A 14,213-nucleotide genomic window follows, 5' to 3' on the forward strand; every position below is an offset into this window, starting at 1 on the left:
ACTATACGGGGAGAAGGTGCCGGCAGGCGGATGAGGGGCTGCGCCGACCTTTTCGATTGATTCGACCGAAAAATCAATCTTCGCCGATATTTGCCTGGCTAAGCTCCATCAATCTCTCCGCCTCCGCTATCACTTCCGCTGGCGCAACACGACCGCCGGGGGCGGCCAGCAGCGTTGACGCGTAGGGTCCGCGCGGCCCCGTCAGCCCCGGCTCCGTCGCCAGGAACACCGCGACTGTCGGCAGTCCGAAGCCGCTGGCTAGATGGGTCAGCCCGGTGTCCGCACCGATGACCAGCGTCGAGCGGCCGAGGACGCCGGCGATGTCGGCGAGTGGTGATTTTGGCACGACCATCGTGGGTGGCACGGCCTTGGCGATCGCTTCGGCCACCATCTTCTCGCGCTCATTCGACCAGGTGGTGACCGGCGTCATGCCTCGTTCGACCAGCAGCCGGGCGGTTCCGATCCAGTCCACGACCGGCCATTTCTTGTCCTCTCGGCTGGTGCCGTGCAGCAGGAAGGCGGTCTTGCCTCTGATAGTGGCGATGGTGCCAGCCGGGGGCACAATGCCGGAATTGAGCGTCGCAAGATCGGGTTGGTAGCCAAGCGCCAGTCCGAACAACCGCCTTGTCCGCTCGATGGCGTGCAGGTCACGCGGCACATTATAGGTGACGTCATAGAACAGCGTGGCCGAAGGCTCTCGCGCGCTCGACCGGTCGAAGCCGGCAATCGGCGTACTGGCCTGCCGGGCCACAAGCGCCGATTTCAGCAGGCCCTGTGCATCGATGACCAAGTCATAGCGGCATGCGCGCAAGGTGCGGCGCAGGGCGGCCGCTTCGCGCCAGGTGCCGCCATTGAACAACGCCTTGCGCCAGCGCCGGATGGCGACCGTATGGATCCTGCCGATCGCCGGATGCAGCGCCACGATGCCGGCGAACGCCTCTTCGACGCACCAGTCGAAGGATATGTCCGGCCTGACGAGGCTGGCATCCTCGACAGCCGGGAACGTGTGGATGACATCGCCCATCGACGACGTCTTGACGATGAGGACCTTCATGCCGTGGCCGGAAGTTCCAGCAGCCGGTCGGCCGCCGCCGCGACCCGCCCGACTTCCAACGTCTTCAGGCAATTGAGGTGACCGAGCGGGCAGACCTTGCGGTGGCAGGGCGAGCAGGACAGGCCTAGCCAGACCAGTTCGCGGCGCTCCGCCAGCGGCGGCGTGTTTTCAGGTGAGGTCGAACCATAGACGGCAACGATCGGCGTGCCGACAGCCGCGGCGACATGCATCAGTCCGCTGTCGTTAGAGACAGCCAGCCTAGCGGCGGCGATCAGATCGATGGCGTCCTCCAGCCGCGTCTGGCCGGCGAGGTCGACGACGCCAGGCGCGAGGGCCGCGATCTCCGCCGTCACGTCGCGGTCGTTCTTCGATCCGAACAGCGCGACTTTCAAGCCCTTGCCCATGAACTCGCGGGCAAGGCCGGCATAGCTTTCGCTCGGCCAGCGCTTGGCCGGGCCGAACTCGGCGCCGGGCATGAGGGCCACGAATTTTTGCGGCGTCAGCCCGAAACGCTCGAGCAGGACAGCCTGGTTTTGCGCATCCACGGTCAGCTGGGGCGCGCGGAAAGTGCCGCCCTGGGCGAGGCCGAAATAGGCCTGCGCGGTGCGCCGTTTCACGGCATCGGGCAGCGGCACGATGTCGGTCAGCAGCCCATAGCGCATTTCACGCAAATGGCCGAAACGGCGTGGAATGCGGGCAAAGAACGGGATCAGCGCCGATTTCCAGCTGCCCGGCAGGATATAAGCCATGTCGTAGCGGCCGCGCAGCAGGCGGCCGAAACGGCGGCGATGGGTGAATTCGAGCGCGCCGGGCTTCAGCGGAAAGTCGATCTGCTGGCGTATTTCAGGCATGCGCTTGACCAGCGGGGCGGCCCAGGCGGGCGCCAGCACATCGATCACGGCGTTGGGATGGAGCTCCTTCAGCGCCGAGAACAGGCACTGCGCCATCACCATATCGCCCACCCAGCGTGGGCCGATCACGAGGATCGTTGGGCTTTCAGCCATTCGACATAGTCTCTGACGCCAGTTTCGACGCTCCGGAATTGACCGTTATAACCGGCCGCGCGCAGACCGGACATATCAGCTTGCGTAAAGCTCTGGTAGCTGCCCTTGAGGTGGTCGGGGAATTCGATGAACTCGATCTCGCCCTTGCCCAGCGTGTCGATCACGGTTTCGGCGATGGCACGAAACGGCTGGGCGCGGCCGGTGCCGCAGTTAAAGATGCCGCTCGAGCCGCGCTTCCACAGCCACAGATTGACGTCGGCGACGTCGCCGACATGGATGAAGTCGCGGCTCTGCTCGCCCGGTCCGAAGCCACCATAGGCGCCGAACAGTTTCGGGTTCTCGCCGCGCTCGACCTGGTTGAACAGATGGAAGGCGACCGAGGCCATGGCGCCCTTGTGCGCCTCGCGTGGGCCATAGACGTTGAAGTAGCGCAGGCCCGCGACCTGCGAATGGTCAGTGTCGAAGGCGGTGCGCCTGACATAGTCGTCGAACAGTTTCTTCGAATAGGCATAGACGTTGAGCGGCCGCTCCAGCGCCGGCTCCTCGCGAAATTCGGAACCGCCGCCATAGACGGACGCGGAAGAGGCGTAGAGGAAGGGCACGCGCAGCGTCTGGCAGGCATGCAGCAGCCGCTTCGAATAGGCGTAGTTGACCTCCATCATGAACTTGCCGTTCCATTCGGTGGTGGTCGAGCAGGCGCCCTGGTGGAAGACGGCCTCGATGCGGCCGAGCGATCCGGCCTCGATGCGGGGCAGGAAATCGTCCTTGTCGAGGTAGTCGGCGATTTTGAGATCGGCGAGGTTGGCGATCTTGTGGCCGTCGGTGAGGTCGTCGACGACGACGATGTCGTCATGGCCTTCGGCGTTGAGCGCGGCGACGATGTTCGAGCCGATCATGCCGGCGCCGCCCGTGACGATGATCATGGAGGCCTCTGGTTGCTTGCGATTCCGGTCCTTATAAGGGAGGCCAGCCGGGCTGTCGACAAAGCAGGCGGTCGCTCGGGCTCGCCCGTTCAGGCTTGTCTGTTTTGTCCATTTTGTCTATTATGGGCAAAACGGAGTGTCCAATGAAACACTACCCATCGACTGATCTGAAACAGAATCTCGGCGACGTGCTCGCGGCTGCCAGCCAGCAGCCGGTCTCCATCACTCGCCACAACAAGCCGAGATACGTCCTGATGAGCATCGAGACCTACGAAGCGCGCTTCGGCACCGATAGCCGTCGTGCCTACGCGGCGGAGGATGCACCGCTGGAACATGTCGAGATGCTGGAGGGGTACGCCGCGGAACTGAACGGTGACTAAACCGGTCGCCGCGGACGTCTGGCGATATCCATATCTGTGGCATCGCCAACATGGAGACGGCCAGACCGAAGGCCGCAAGACGAGGCCCGTCGCCTTTGTCGCCGTTCTTCCCGGAAAAGCCGGAGGCACGAACCTTTTCATCCTTGCCATCACCTCCACGCAGCCGGGCCGTGATCGCATCACCGTTGGCGTTCCGGAAATTGAATGCCGCCGCGCCGGCCTTGACCCTATCCCCCTTTGGGTCATAGTCGACGAGTACAACCACGATATTCTGGAATCGTCGGCCTATTTCGAACCGGGTGCGCGTATCGGCGCATTCAGTCCGTCGTTCCACAAAAAAGTCATATCGGCTTTCATTGCGGCTGTTCGCGCAGGCCAATCCAAAGCCATCCCACGGGCTGACTGAAAGGTCTGCAATCGGACAGGGCAGGATCATAAGGGACAACAGAATGCCGTCGACCGAACTGCTCATCGCGTTTTTCGCCACCACGGCGATCTTCGCCTACATTCCCGGTCCGGCCATGCTCTACGCAGCCGCGCAGACCATGGCGCGCGGACGCTGGTCGGGACTGACGGCGGCGCTCGGCATTCATCTGGGCGGCTATGTGCACGTCTTTGCCGCTGCTGCCGGCCTGTCGGTGCTGTTCCACGCCGTGCCGCCGCTTTACATGGCGGTCAAGCTGGTCGGTGCGCTTTACCTGATCTGGCTCGGTGTCTCGCTGTTTCGCAAGCGCGGGGAGGGTGACGCGGCGTTGCCCGTCATCGAGCGCAAGTCGGCGCGCCGCGCCTTCTTCGAGAGCATCACCGTCGAGGTGCTCAATCCCAAGACCGCGATCTTCTTCATGGCGTTCCTGCCGCAGTTCATAGATGCCTCGGCGGCGTCTCCGGTCTGGCTGCAATTCGTCGTGCTCGGCACCATCGTCAACCTGATGTTCTCCTCGGCCGACATCGTCTGCGTCTTCCTGGCTGGTCTCGTGATCGGCCGGTTGCGGCGTTCGAGCCGGGCGCAGCGGCTGATGCAGCGGGCCGGCGGCGTGGTGCTGGTCGGGCTCGGCGTCCACGTTGCCCTGCAGAAGAGCTGACGCGGCGCCGCCGTTGCACTGGCTCGAATTGCGGTATATCGGCAGGCACGAACGATCGGTCCCGCCAACCGACCCCATATAGTCCAGAGACGGTTTTCCCAGCGCGCTGCCAGTGACATGATCAAGCACAATCCGCCTTCTCCCGAACCACTGCACCGCGCTATTGCGCGCTTTGGCGACGTCGCCGTGCTGGTGGTCGGCGACATCATCCTCGACCGCTTCGTCAATGGCGTCATCGAGCGGATTTCGCCGGAGGCGCCGATCCCGGTGCTGCACGGGCGCGGCGAGACCTCCGCCATGGGCGGCGCCGGCAACGTCGTGGCCAATATCGTGTCGCTTGGCGCGCGTGCCGTTCCGGTCTCGGTGATCGGCACCGACACAGCCGGCGACACCCTGGTGCGGATGCTTGGCGAACTCGGCGCCGACACGACAGGTCTGGCGCAGCAACGCGGCCGCATGACCTCGTCCAAGAGCCGCTTCAGCGCGCTCAACCAGCAGGTGCTGCGCTTCGACGAGGAAGAGATCAAGCCGCTGGACGAGGCGGAGCGGGCGGAGCTGATCCGGCATTTCCGCGCGGCACTCGCGAAGGCCGACATCGTCATCCTGTCCGACTACGGCAAGGGCATCCTGCTTGACGGCGTCGCCGCCGAACTGATCGCCATCTGCCACGAGGCCGGCAAGCCGGTGCTGGTTGATCCCAAGGGCCGCGACTATGCGCGCTATGCCGGGGCGACCGCGATCACGCCGAACCGCAAGGAGCTTAGCGAGGCCGTCGGCCATGCGGTGTTCGCCGATGACGAGATTGTCGCCGCCGCCCGCCAGCTGATCTCGGCGCATGGCTTCGACTTCGTGGTGGCGACCCGCAGCGAAAAGGGAATGAGCGTGGTCGGGCCCGATGAAGCGCGCCACATCGCCACCCAGGCGCGGGAGGTGTTCGACGTTTCGGGGGCGGGCGACACGGTGATCGCGACCTTCGCGCTGGCGCTTGCCGCCGGTGCCGATCCTGTCGCCGCGGCCTCGATTGCCAATGCCGCCGGCGGCGTCGTGGTGGGCAAGCGCGGCACCGCGCGGCTGACAGTCGAGGAACTCACCGGCGCGCTGTTCCGCTCGCATGGACCGACGGCCCACAAGGATGCCATCCTCGATGCCACATCGGCCGCGCGCATGGTGGCGGTCTGGAAAGATGAGGGTCTGAGCGTCGGCTTCACCAATGGCTGTTTCGACATCCTGCATGCCGGCCATGTCAGCCTGCTGCACGCGGCGCGAAGCCAATGCGATCGGCTGGTGCTCGGCCTCAACAGCGACGCCTCGGTGCGGCGGCTGAAAGGACCGGGCCGCCCGGTCAACGACCAGCATGACCGCGCTTGCGTGCTCGCGGCCCTTGCCTCGGTCGACGCCGTCGTGGTGTTCGACGAGGATACGCCGCTGGCGCTGATCGAGGCGCTCCTTCCCGACATTCTGGTCAAGGGCGCGGACTACACGATCGACACCGTGGTCGGCGCCGATGTGGTGCGGAAGGCCGGCGGGCGCGTCGTGCTGGTCGATCTCGTCGCCGGCAAGAGCACCACCAACACTATCGGCAAGATGCGCGCCGGCGGCTCGGCAAATTGAGGGTTTCATGTCGGACTTGAACGATTATCTGGTCCGCTCGGCGGCCGCCATTACGGCCATGGTCGAGCGTGACCTGACGAGTGAGATGGAGCGCGCGGTGAGCGCCGTGGTGACGGCGCTTTCATCGGGCAAGGCATTTCTGATCGCCGGCAATGGCGGCTCGGCCAGCGATGCCATCCACATCGCCGGCGAACTGGTCGGCCGCTTCCTCAAGGAGCGCAAGGCCTACAATGTCATCGCGCTGCCGGCCAATGCGGCGGTGCTGACCGCCTGGGGCAATGATTACGGTTTCGACACGGTGTTCTCGCGCCAGGTCGAGGCGCATGGCTCGGCCGGTGGCGTGCTGCTGGCGATCTCGACCAGCGGCAATTCGCCGAGCATCCTCGCCGCCGCCGAACAGGCGCGGATGATGGATATGACGGTGATCGGCCTGACCGGCGACACGGGCGGCAAGCTCAAGCCGCTGTGCGACATCCTGCTCAACGTGCCCTCGACCTCGACGCCGATCATCCAGCAGGGGCATCTGTGCCTCTACCATCATCTTTGCGAGGTGGTGGAAGCCCGCCTCAGCAATGGCTGACGGCGGTTCAGTCTATCCGCTCGCGGAGCCAGGCCTGTGGGTCGAGCGGATTGGAGGCAGAGCCTTTTCGGCCGGTCGACCGGCGCTTTTTCTCGACCGCGACGGCACCATCAATGTCGATACCAGCTATCCAAGCGATCCGGCACAAATAGTCCTGCGGCCCGAGATGCTGCCAGTGATCCGAACGGCCAATCTTAGTAACCTTCCTGCCATCATCGTGTCCAACCAGTCCGGTATCGCTCGGGGCTATTTCGGCTGGCCGGAATTCGCTGCGGTCAATGCGCGGCTGCTGGCACTGCTCGAGGCGCACGATTGCCGGGTCGACCTTGTGCTGGCCTGTGCCTACCACTCGAGCGGTACGGGTGAACTGGCAATAGGCGATCATCCTATGCGCAAGCCTAGTCCAGGCATGCTGCTGCGCGCTCGCGATCTGTTGGACCTGGACACAAGCCGATCCATCATCGTTGGCGACAAAGCCGACGATATGGAAGCCGGACGGCGGGCCGGGCTGCACGAGGGTTGGCTGGTTGGCGGCAGGGTCAATCGAAAGACCGGTGACGGCAGTTTTGTCGCCCGGAAGCTGATGACTGGCAATGATCATCGGAGGCTTTGCGATGCAGTTGCTGAGCTTGGGAGGGCCTAAGGTTCATCCGACGAGCGCCACAAGGCCCTGTCTTAACGCAGCGGATGGTCAAAGCCATGCGCACCGTGCCGCTTTACACAGGATCGTGGCGTTCCGAGGCTTCGTAGAGCTTGGCCTCGGTGGCGAAGGAATAGATCATCACCGACATCGAGTAGACGAAACCGTGCCGGCCGCACAGGAAGTAGCGCTTGGCCAGGTAGAATTTGAGGAAGTTGCCAAGCGGTGACAGCACCAGCCGCACCAGGCCGGGCTTCTTGCCCTTCTCGACCAGCGTGACGGCCTTCAGGCTGGAATAGGCGTTGGTCCGGGCAAGATCGTCCTCGACCGATATTTCGCGGCGATGCAGCAGGAAACCGTCCTCGATCGTGCCGGTTTCGCCCGGCACTCCGAAGGATTCATGCACCCGCGCGATGAGATCCATGATGGCGCCTTCGCGGCGGAAAAGCCGCATCAGCCTGTTGTGCAGCACCAATCGGTGCGCATAGCCGTAGCCCTTCAGCCAGTCTCGGCGGCGGATGTACCAGCCGCGGATCTTGCCGTTGGTCGATTGCGTGATGGCCACGATCGACTGCCGCAGCCGGTCGTCGACGCGCTCGTCAGGATCGATGGAAAGACACCAGGGCTGATTGGCATGATCGAGCGCGAATTGCCGCTGACGGGGAAAACCCGGCCAGTCATTGTGCAGCAGCGTTATCGGGTAGCCCTTGGCGATATAGCTTTGCACGCATTCGACGGTGCCGTCCGTCGAACCGGAATCGACGATGATGATCTCGGCGCAGAAATCGATGCTTTCCAGGCACGGGCCGATCATATCGGCCTCGTCCATGCAGATGATAAGCGCCGAGACCGGGCTTGCAAATCGAGTCATGGTCCCCTTCCATGGCGGATCGTCTCGGAACAACGCTGCTTGCGCTATCTGTTCTTACGCAGTCCCGGGCGGAAAACCGTGACACATTTTTCCAGGAATTGCTTGAGAAACCAACCACGCAGCGAAGGTCGGCGGAGCGATCCAGCCTTGTACATGAGCGTCTGTCGAACACCAACGCGGCGCCGATGTGGCGAAGGCCAGGAATTCGCGGGGGCAGGCGCGCAGGCGGTCGCCTGGCCTCACGATCGCTCGAACGAGACCAGCCCTTCATCCTTGACCCGTCGGATGGTGAGCGCGGTGCGCACCGTGTCCACATTCGGTGTCGAGGTCAGTTCCTCGATGACAAAGGTCTGGAAGGCGCCGAGGTCGCTTGCCACGCAGTGCAGCAGGAAATCGGATTCGCCCGACACCATCCAGGCATCGCGCACGATCGGCCAGCCGCGCGTGCGCTCGGCAAAGGTACGAAGCTCGGCATCGGCCTGATGGTGCAGCCCGACCAGGCAGAAGGCAACGACGTCGAGGCCAAGCGCCGGGGCATTGAGCAGCGCGCGATAGCCGCGGATGATGCCGGTTTCCTCCAGCCGCTTGACCCGGCGCAGGCAGGGCGGCGCCGAAATGCCGACCCGGTTCGAGAGCTCGACATTGGTCATGCGCCCATCCGCCTGCAACTCGCGCAGGATCTTCCAGTCGATGGCGTCGAGGTCGGCTTTCAGGGGCATGGCTGTCTCAGCTCGGCGCAAGAATCTTTCGCGATTTTGTAATTAAACGACTTTTGTGTTGGCGCCAGCCCTCATCAACGCGATTTTTGACCGGTAACGAAAGTGGCCATCGCGCGAATAACCCCACGGGCCGAAGCTTTCCGGGGACGACGGCCCGTTCGTCTTGCTGGCATGGTTGGCAACCCTTACATTAGGCGCGACATTCCATGCTATTTCCCAAGGCACACTCCCTGTCTGCCCCGCAGAGGCTTCAAATGACCACCAAGCACGCGCCCGTTCTCATCATCGGTTCCGGCCCGGCCGGCTATACGGCGGCGGTCTATGCCGCACGTGCAATGCTGAAGCCGATGCTGGTCGCCGGCCTGCAGCAGGGTGGCCAGCTGATGATCACCACCGATGTCGAGAACTATCCCGGCTTCGCCGACCCGATCCAGGGGCCGTGGCTGATGGAGCAGATGCTCAAGCAGGCCGAGCATGTCGGCACCGATATCATCAACGACATCATCACCGAGGTCGACCTCAACGTGCGGCCGTTCCGCGCCAAGGGCGATTCCGGCACGACCTACACCGCTGACGCGCTGATCATCGCCACCGGTGCGCAAGCCAAGTGGCTGGGCATTCCGACCGAACAGGACTTCATGGGTTTCGGCGTCTCGGCGTGCGCCACCTGCGACGGCTTCTTCTATCGCGGCAAGGATGTCGCCGTGGTCGGCGGCGGCAATTCAGCGGTGGAAGAGGCGCTCTATCTGTCGAACCTCGCCAAGAGCGTGACGGTCATCCACAGGCGCTCGGACTTCCGCGCCGAGCGTATCCTGCGCGAGCGGCTGCTGCAGAAGGACAATGTCCGCGTCATCTGGGACACGATCGTCGACGAGATCACCGGGCGCCCCGGCAAGGCGCCGTTGCCGCCTTCCGTCGAAGGGCTCAAGCTCAAGCATGCGGTGACCGGTGCCGAAACGCACCTCAGGGTCGATGGCGTGTTCGTGGCGATCGGCCATGCGCCGGCGGTCGAGCTGTTCGTCGGCAAGCTGAAGCAGAAGCCGAACGGCTATCTGTGGACGGCGCCGAATTCGACCCGCACCGACGTGCCCGGCGTGTTCGCGGCGGGCGACGTGACCGACGATGTCTACCGCCAGGCGGTGACGGCGGCGGGCCTCGGCTGCATGGCCGCGCTGGAGGCGGAGAAGTATCTGGCGGGCATCGAGGTGCATCGCGAGGCGGCGGAATAGGCCGTTTGTAAAATTGTTAAAAAATCAGCTTAGAAACGCCGTGTAAAAGCCTGATTTTTCATTCAGACGCCAAACAGAACGAGGGGTATCATGGCGTTGGACTGGGACAAGCTACGCGTGTTTCACGCCGCGGCGGAAGCGGGGTCGTTTACGCACGCAGCCGAGACATTGCATCTTTCACAATCGGCGATCTCGCGGCAGGTCAGCGCGCTCGAGCATGATGTCGGCGTGCCGTTGTTCAACCGCCATGCCCGCGGCCTGGTGCTGACCGAGCAGGGCGAAATGCTGTTCCGCACGGCGCATGACGTGCTGATGAAGCTCGAGACCATCAAGTCGCGTCTGACCGAGACCAAGGACCGGCCTTCCGGCGTGCTCAGAGTGACGACGACGGTGGGTCTGGGTGCCGGCTGGCTGACCGAACGCGTGCAGGAATTCATCGAACTCTATCCCGAGATCAGCCTGCAGCTGATCCTCGCCAACGAGGAACTCGACCTCACCATGCGCCAGGCCGACTGCGCCATCCGGCTGCGCCAGCCGCAGCAGCCGGACCTGATCCAGCGCCGCCTGTTCACCGTGCATTTCCACCTCTACGCGGCCCCATCCTATGTCGCCAAGTATGGCAAGCCGGCTTCGATCGCGGAGCTGAAGAGCCATCGCATCGTCACCTTCGGCGTGCCGGTGCCCTCGCATCTGTCGGAGCTGAACTGGCTGGAGACGATCGGCGATTTCGAAGGCGGCCAGCGTGTGCCGACGCTGCAGATCAACGATATCCTGTCGATCAAGCGCGCCGTGCAGGGCGGCGCCGGCATCGCCATGCTGCCCGACTATGTGATCTCCAAGGACTCAGGCCTGGTGCAGCTCCTGCCGGAAACCGAAGTGCCGTCCTTCGACACCTATTTCGCCTATCCCGACGCGATGAAGAACCAGGCGAAGCTGCATGTCTTTCGCGACTTCATCATCGCCAAGGCGCGCAACTGGTCCTATTAGCCCACGGGGCAGCGCCGGCGGCGGTGGTCTATCCGCCCCGCCAGGGCGTCAGCCCTTCCAGCGCGAAACGGGCGAAGGCATGCAGCAGCACGCCGGTTGCCGCAACGATGAGAACGCCGCCGGCAGGGACAAAGCCAGGCATGGCTGACAATGGCAGGCCCCCAGCGATCGCAGAGCCAGGCAATAGTCCGGCGACCACGCCGGGTGCCGCGACCAGGAAGATGCCGCTGCCGGCGATCGCCGAAAAGGGGCGCATTGGATGTCCTTGCCTGGCTGCCTCAGAATTAAACGACCACTGCCTCTTTCCAGGTCATCAGGTGTTTTTCGTCATTTGCGAGCAAAGTCGTCCGGAATTGACGTTCTCAAGACGGCAATTGCCCGGTTGCGTGCTCCATTTTGACGAATCTGCTGGTCCTATTGGCACCATGAATGGGTTAGACCACAGCCTGTGTCTTTTTGCATGCGTGTGTTGCAAAATAGATGCTTGTTTCTTGGGCATGATGAGCACATATATAGATCATCTCTTGGGCGCGTTCTCCTCCCATTAGCGCCCTTGAGTGTTCCCCTCTGGAGGTTAGCCTTAACAGGCACTTCCAATCAAACTCAGCCGGATCTTCGTTGATCCGGCTTTTTTGTTGCCCGGATGCCACCATGGTGACGGAAAAGTTCGCCGGAATTGCCACGTAACAGTGTCATGTAACCTCTGGTAACATGACAAGGCCATCCTCGACCTGCTAAGTAGATGATAGGACGCGGTGTGGTTCGGACGAGAGATGGGGGCATCACTCGGACGGCCGGGCTCAGGCGGCTACCGCGTCCGAACCTTTTCCGCCGAAGATCGGCAACTGCACATGCGGCGGACCTGCCGTTTCTCCTCCCAAGAAAACGGTCCGCAAACAAAACGGCGTCCGGCCCCCCGGGCGTCGTTTTTGGTTTTGTCCCCCGAACAAAACGGATGATGCGCCAAAGCGCCTCGCATCAGAGCGACGCGCTTGAGGTCTTGTTTCATCCACGTCGCCCAAACGCTGCGCACTTTTGGGCGACGTGCATTGGATGAGAATCAGGCAGCCTTGCCGTTGGTGTTCATCGCTTCGTCAGCGAGGCGGCCGGTGAGTTCGGCCATGTGGTCGAAGGCGGCGCGATAGCTGGCCACGCCCGAGGTTGCCGAACGCAACTCGATGATCAGATCGCCGATCTCGGCCTGCGGCATGGTCGCCTCGACGACGTCCCAGCCTGGCCAGTCGGGCCGCGCGTCATAGCCGAGGATCTGGCCACGCCGCTGCGGGATCAGCGCGATGATCTTGGAAGTGGCGTCCGACGGCGTGACGATCTCCACTTTCATCACCGGCTCCAGAAGCACCGGCGAGCAGGCGGCCATGCCTTCCTTCATCGCCAGCCTCGCTGCCATCTGGAAGGCCATGTCGGAAGAATCGACCGCGTGGTAGGAGCCATCCGACAGGTTGACGGCGATGTCGACGACGGGGAAGCCGAGCGGGCCGGATTTCAGATAGTCGCGTATGCCCGTCTCCACCGACTGGATATAGGTCTTCGGCACGACGCCACCGGTGATGGTGTCGGTGAACTGGAAGCCGGAACCACGCGGCAGCGGCTTGATCTCGATCACCACATCGCCGAACTGGCCATGGCCGCCGGACTGCTTCTTGTGGCGGCCGCGCTGTTGCGCCGATTTGCGGATCGTCTCGCGATAGGGCACGGCCGGCGCATGGCCTTCGACCGGAATCTGGTTCTTGCCCTCCAGCCGCTCGCGCACGACGCGCAGGTGCATCTCGCCATGGCCGGACAGCACCGTTTCGGCCGAGTCCTGGTTGTGACGCAGGCTGAGCGAGGGGTCCTCCTCGGCCAGCCGCTGGATGGCGGCCGACATCTTGACCTCGTCCTTGCGCTCCTTGGGGCGCAGCGCAAAGGCAAAGACCGGCTGTGGCGGCTCGACATCGAACAGCTGTTTGGTGCCGCCCTTGGCCGAGGTCAGCGTCTGGCCGGTCTTGACGTCGTCCAGCTTCCCGAGCGCCACTGTATCGCCAGCCTTGGCGGCGGTGAGCTTGACCTGGTCCTTGCCCAGCATCTTGTAGATGCCGGAGACCTTGGCGGTGCCGCCGCCCGGCAGCCAGAGCTCCAGGCCGTCGGCGACCTGGCCGGACAGGATGCGCGACACCGACAGCTTGCCGCCATGCGGCGTGTGGATGGTCTTCATCACCTGGGCCAGTGTGGCGTTGCCATCAGGGGCACCGAGCCGCTTGCGGGTCGCCTCGATGTCGGGCGCGTCGTGGCGGATTGCCTTCAGGAGGCGCAGCACGCCATTGCCTTTCTCGGCGGTGCCGATCAGCACCGGCGTCACCACGCCGTCACGAAGATCGGCGGTCAGATCGTCGAAAACCGCGTCCTTCGGCGGCTCGATCTCCTCGAGCAACTGTTCCATCAGCTGATCGTCATGATCGGCCAGCGTCTCCAGCATGGAAAAGCGTGCCTCCAGCTCGCGCGCCTTGTCGTCGCCCGGTATCTGAGCCACCTCGCTTTCGGCATATTCGCGGTAGATGTAGGCACGCTCCAGCGCCAGATCGATCGAGCCGATGACGACGCCGTCCTTGCGCAACGGAATCTGGCGCAGCAGGAGCGGCACCGAGCTTGCCGGCTGCAGCATCTTCAGCGTGTCGCGCACGCCTGCTACCGCCTTGTCGACCTTGTTGAGGAACAGGATGCGCGGCACGCCGAGATCGTCGAGCTTGCGCATGATGAGCTGCAAGGCGGGGATCTTCTTCTCATCGGCTTCGGCCACGACCACTGCTACGTCGCAGGCGGCCAGCACCGGCTCGGCCTCGAAGGAGAATTCGATCGAGCCGGGACAATCGACGAAGGTGAACTGCTCGCCCATGAATTCGGTGGTGGCGATTGTCGCCTCGACGCTCATGGCGTGGGCGCGTGCCTCTGGCGAATGGTCTGAAACGGTGCTGCCCGAGGAAACCGGGTTCTGGCGGGGGATGGCGCCCGTGCGGGCCAATATGGCTTCTAGAAGTGTCGTCTTACCGCTTGCGAAGGGACCGACTATGGCAATGCATTTCGGTCCCGTGCGTCGTCCTCCGGCGCGATTACCCATGACTGACCTCCACTCAGGCGT

Annotated in this window: 15 protein-coding genes; 8 read left to right on the forward strand and 7 right to left on the reverse strand. The window is 63.5% G+C overall.

Features of this window, described 5'->3' with window-relative positions:
- Positions 1 to 73 precede the first annotated feature (73 nt).
- Genes waaC through rfaD form a run of 3 tightly spaced genes read right to left on the reverse strand, consistent with a single transcriptional unit; the run spans position 74 to position 2,981 of the window.
- Positions 74 to 1,054: a lipopolysaccharide heptosyltransferase I gene (gene waaC / locus FJ934_RS25075; protein ID WP_140613106.1), complete on the reverse strand. Its 981-nt coding sequence runs from the start codon at positions 1,052 to 1,054 to the stop codon at positions 74 to 76.
- Positions 1,051 to 2,058, reverse strand: coding sequence for a lipopolysaccharide heptosyltransferase II (gene waaF, locus FJ934_RS25080; protein ID WP_140613107.1), 1,008 nt, complete (start codon positions 2,056 to 2,058; stop codon positions 1,051 to 1,053). The genes waaC and waaF overlap by 4 nt, the downstream gene beginning before the upstream one ends.
- Complete coding sequence (rfaD, locus tag FJ934_RS25085; RefSeq protein WP_140613108.1) at positions 2,031 to 2,981, reverse strand: ADP-glyceromanno-heptose 6-epimerase; 951 nt, start codon at positions 2,979 to 2,981, stop codon at positions 2,031 to 2,033. Before rfaD ends, waaF begins: the two co-directional genes overlap by 28 nt.
- Before the next feature lie 143 nt (positions 2,982 to 3,124).
- On the opposite strand from rfaD, the gene FJ934_RS25090 reads away from it, so the two are divergent.
- From FJ934_RS25090 to FJ934_RS25115, 6 genes are all read left to right on the forward strand, one after another.
- A complete protein-coding gene (locus FJ934_RS25090) occupies positions 3,125 to 3,361 on the forward strand; it encodes a type II toxin-antitoxin system Phd/YefM family antitoxin (RefSeq protein WP_140613109.1) in 237 nt (78 codons plus the stop codon).
- Positions 3,354 to 3,767: a hypothetical protein gene (locus tag FJ934_RS25095; RefSeq protein WP_246671632.1), complete on the forward strand. Its 414-nt coding sequence runs from the start codon at positions 3,354 to 3,356 to the stop codon at positions 3,765 to 3,767. The genes FJ934_RS25090 and FJ934_RS25095 overlap by 8 nt, the downstream gene beginning before the upstream one ends.
- A gap of 43 nt (positions 3,768 to 3,810) precedes the next feature.
- Positions 3,811 to 4,443, forward strand: a complete 633-nt coding sequence (locus FJ934_RS25100) for a LysE family translocator (protein WP_140613110.1) — start codon at positions 3,811 to 3,813, stop codon at positions 4,441 to 4,443.
- Positions 4,444 to 4,560: 117 nt separating this feature from the next.
- Positions 4,561 to 6,054, forward strand: coding sequence for a D-glycero-beta-D-manno-heptose-7-phosphate kinase (rfaE1, locus tag FJ934_RS25105; protein WP_140613111.1), 1,494 nt, complete (start codon positions 4,561 to 4,563; stop codon positions 6,052 to 6,054).
- A 7-nt stretch (positions 6,055 to 6,061) separates the two neighbouring features.
- Positions 6,062 to 6,634, forward strand: a complete 573-nt coding sequence (locus tag FJ934_RS25110; protein WP_140613112.1) for an SIS domain-containing protein — start codon at positions 6,062 to 6,064, stop codon at positions 6,632 to 6,634.
- Positions 6,627 to 7,277 (forward strand): HAD-IIIA family hydrolase, encoded by a 651-nt coding sequence (locus FJ934_RS25115; protein ID WP_140613113.1) that lies wholly within the window; start codon positions 6,627 to 6,629, stop codon positions 7,275 to 7,277. The genes FJ934_RS25110 and FJ934_RS25115 overlap by 8 nt, the downstream gene beginning before the upstream one ends.
- A 73-nt stretch (positions 7,278 to 7,350) precedes the next feature.
- Here FJ934_RS25115 and FJ934_RS25120 read toward each other — a convergent pair whose 3' ends face one another.
- Both FJ934_RS25120 and FJ934_RS25125 read right to left on the reverse strand, forming a co-directional pair.
- Positions 7,351 to 8,145, reverse strand: coding sequence for a glycosyltransferase family 2 protein (locus tag FJ934_RS25120; protein WP_140613114.1), 795 nt, complete (start codon positions 8,143 to 8,145; stop codon positions 7,351 to 7,353).
- A gap of 239 nt (positions 8,146 to 8,384) precedes the next feature.
- On the reverse strand, positions 8,385 to 8,864 hold the full coding sequence (locus FJ934_RS25125) for an Lrp/AsnC family transcriptional regulator (RefSeq protein WP_140613115.1): 480 nt from the start codon (positions 8,862 to 8,864) through the stop codon (positions 8,385 to 8,387).
- Positions 8,865 to 9,118: 254 nt separating this feature from the next.
- Here FJ934_RS25125 and trxB point away from each other — a divergent pair, with 254 nt between their 5' ends.
- Together trxB and FJ934_RS25135 are read left to right on the forward strand one after the other, a co-directional pair.
- Entirely contained in the window at positions 9,119 to 10,093 is a 975-nt protein-coding gene (gene trxB / locus FJ934_RS25130) for a thioredoxin-disulfide reductase (RefSeq protein WP_140613116.1), read from the forward strand.
- Positions 10,094 to 10,183: 90 nt separating this feature from the next.
- Entirely contained in the window at positions 10,184 to 11,080 is an 897-nt protein-coding gene (locus FJ934_RS25135; RefSeq protein ID WP_140613117.1) for a LysR family transcriptional regulator, read from the forward strand.
- Between the two features lie 28 nt (positions 11,081 to 11,108).
- On the opposite strand, the gene FJ934_RS25140 is transcribed toward FJ934_RS25135, so the two are convergent.
- Together FJ934_RS25140 and FJ934_RS25145 are read right to left on the reverse strand one after the other, a co-directional pair.
- Positions 11,109 to 11,336, reverse strand: a complete 228-nt coding sequence (locus tag FJ934_RS25140) for a hypothetical protein (protein WP_181165765.1) — start codon at positions 11,334 to 11,336, stop codon at positions 11,109 to 11,111.
- Positions 11,337 to 12,140: 804 nt separating this feature from the next.
- Positions 12,141 to 14,192 (reverse strand): elongation factor G, encoded by a 2,052-nt coding sequence (locus FJ934_RS25145; RefSeq protein WP_140613118.1) that lies wholly within the window; start codon positions 14,190 to 14,192, stop codon positions 12,141 to 12,143.
- Positions 14,193 to 14,213 lie beyond the last annotated feature (21 nt).

It is taken from the genome of Mesorhizobium sp. B2-4-12 (assembly GCF_006441575.1).
Taxonomy (GTDB): domain Bacteria; phylum Pseudomonadota; class Alphaproteobacteria; order Rhizobiales; family Rhizobiaceae; genus Mesorhizobium.

Excerpts from the sequence above, each read along its gene's own strand:
- rfaD (WP_140613108.1), bottom strand. The coding sequence starts at position 2,981 with ATGATCATCGTCACGGGCGGCGCCGGCATGATCGGCTCGAACATCGTC.
- waaF (WP_140613107.1), bottom strand. The coding sequence starts at position 2,058 with ATGGCTGAAAGCCCAACGATCCTCGTGATCGGCCCACGCTGGGTGGGC.
- FJ934_RS25125 (WP_140613115.1), bottom strand. The coding sequence starts at position 8,864 with ATGCCCCTGAAAGCCGACCTCGACGCCATCGACTGGAAGATCCTGCGC.
- FJ934_RS25110 (WP_140613112.1), top strand. The coding sequence starts at position 6,062 with ATGTCGGACTTGAACGATTATCTGGTCCGCTCGGCGGCCGCCATTACG.
- trxB (WP_140613116.1), top strand. The coding sequence starts at position 9,119 with ATGACCACCAAGCACGCGCCCGTTCTCATCATCGGTTCCGGCCCGGCC.
- FJ934_RS25100 (WP_140613110.1), top strand. The coding sequence starts at position 3,811 with ATGCCGTCGACCGAACTGCTCATCGCGTTTTTCGCCACCACGGCGATC.
- FJ934_RS25115 (WP_140613113.1), top strand. The coding sequence starts at position 6,627 with ATGGCTGACGGCGGTTCAGTCTATCCGCTCGCGGAGCCAGGCCTGTGG.
- FJ934_RS25120 (WP_140613114.1), bottom strand. The coding sequence starts at position 8,145 with ATGACTCGATTTGCAAGCCCGGTCTCGGCGCTTATCATCTGCATGGAC.
- rfaE1 (WP_140613111.1), top strand. The coding sequence starts at position 4,561 with ATGATCAAGCACAATCCGCCTTCTCCCGAACCACTGCACCGCGCTATT.
- FJ934_RS25145 (WP_140613118.1), bottom strand. The coding sequence starts at position 14,192 with ATGGGTAATCGCGCCGGAGGACGACGCACGGGACCGAAATGCATTGCC.
- FJ934_RS25135 (WP_140613117.1), top strand. The coding sequence starts at position 10,184 with ATGGCGTTGGACTGGGACAAGCTACGCGTGTTTCACGCCGCGGCGGAA.
- FJ934_RS25090 (WP_140613109.1), top strand. The coding sequence starts at position 3,125 with ATGAAACACTACCCATCGACTGATCTGAAACAGAATCTCGGCGACGTG.
- FJ934_RS25140 (WP_181165765.1), bottom strand. The coding sequence starts at position 11,336 with ATGCGCCCCTTTTCGGCGATCGCCGGCAGCGGCATCTTCCTGGTCGCG.
- waaC (WP_140613106.1), bottom strand. The coding sequence starts at position 1,054 with ATGAAGGTCCTCATCGTCAAGACGTCGTCGATGGGCGATGTCATCCAC.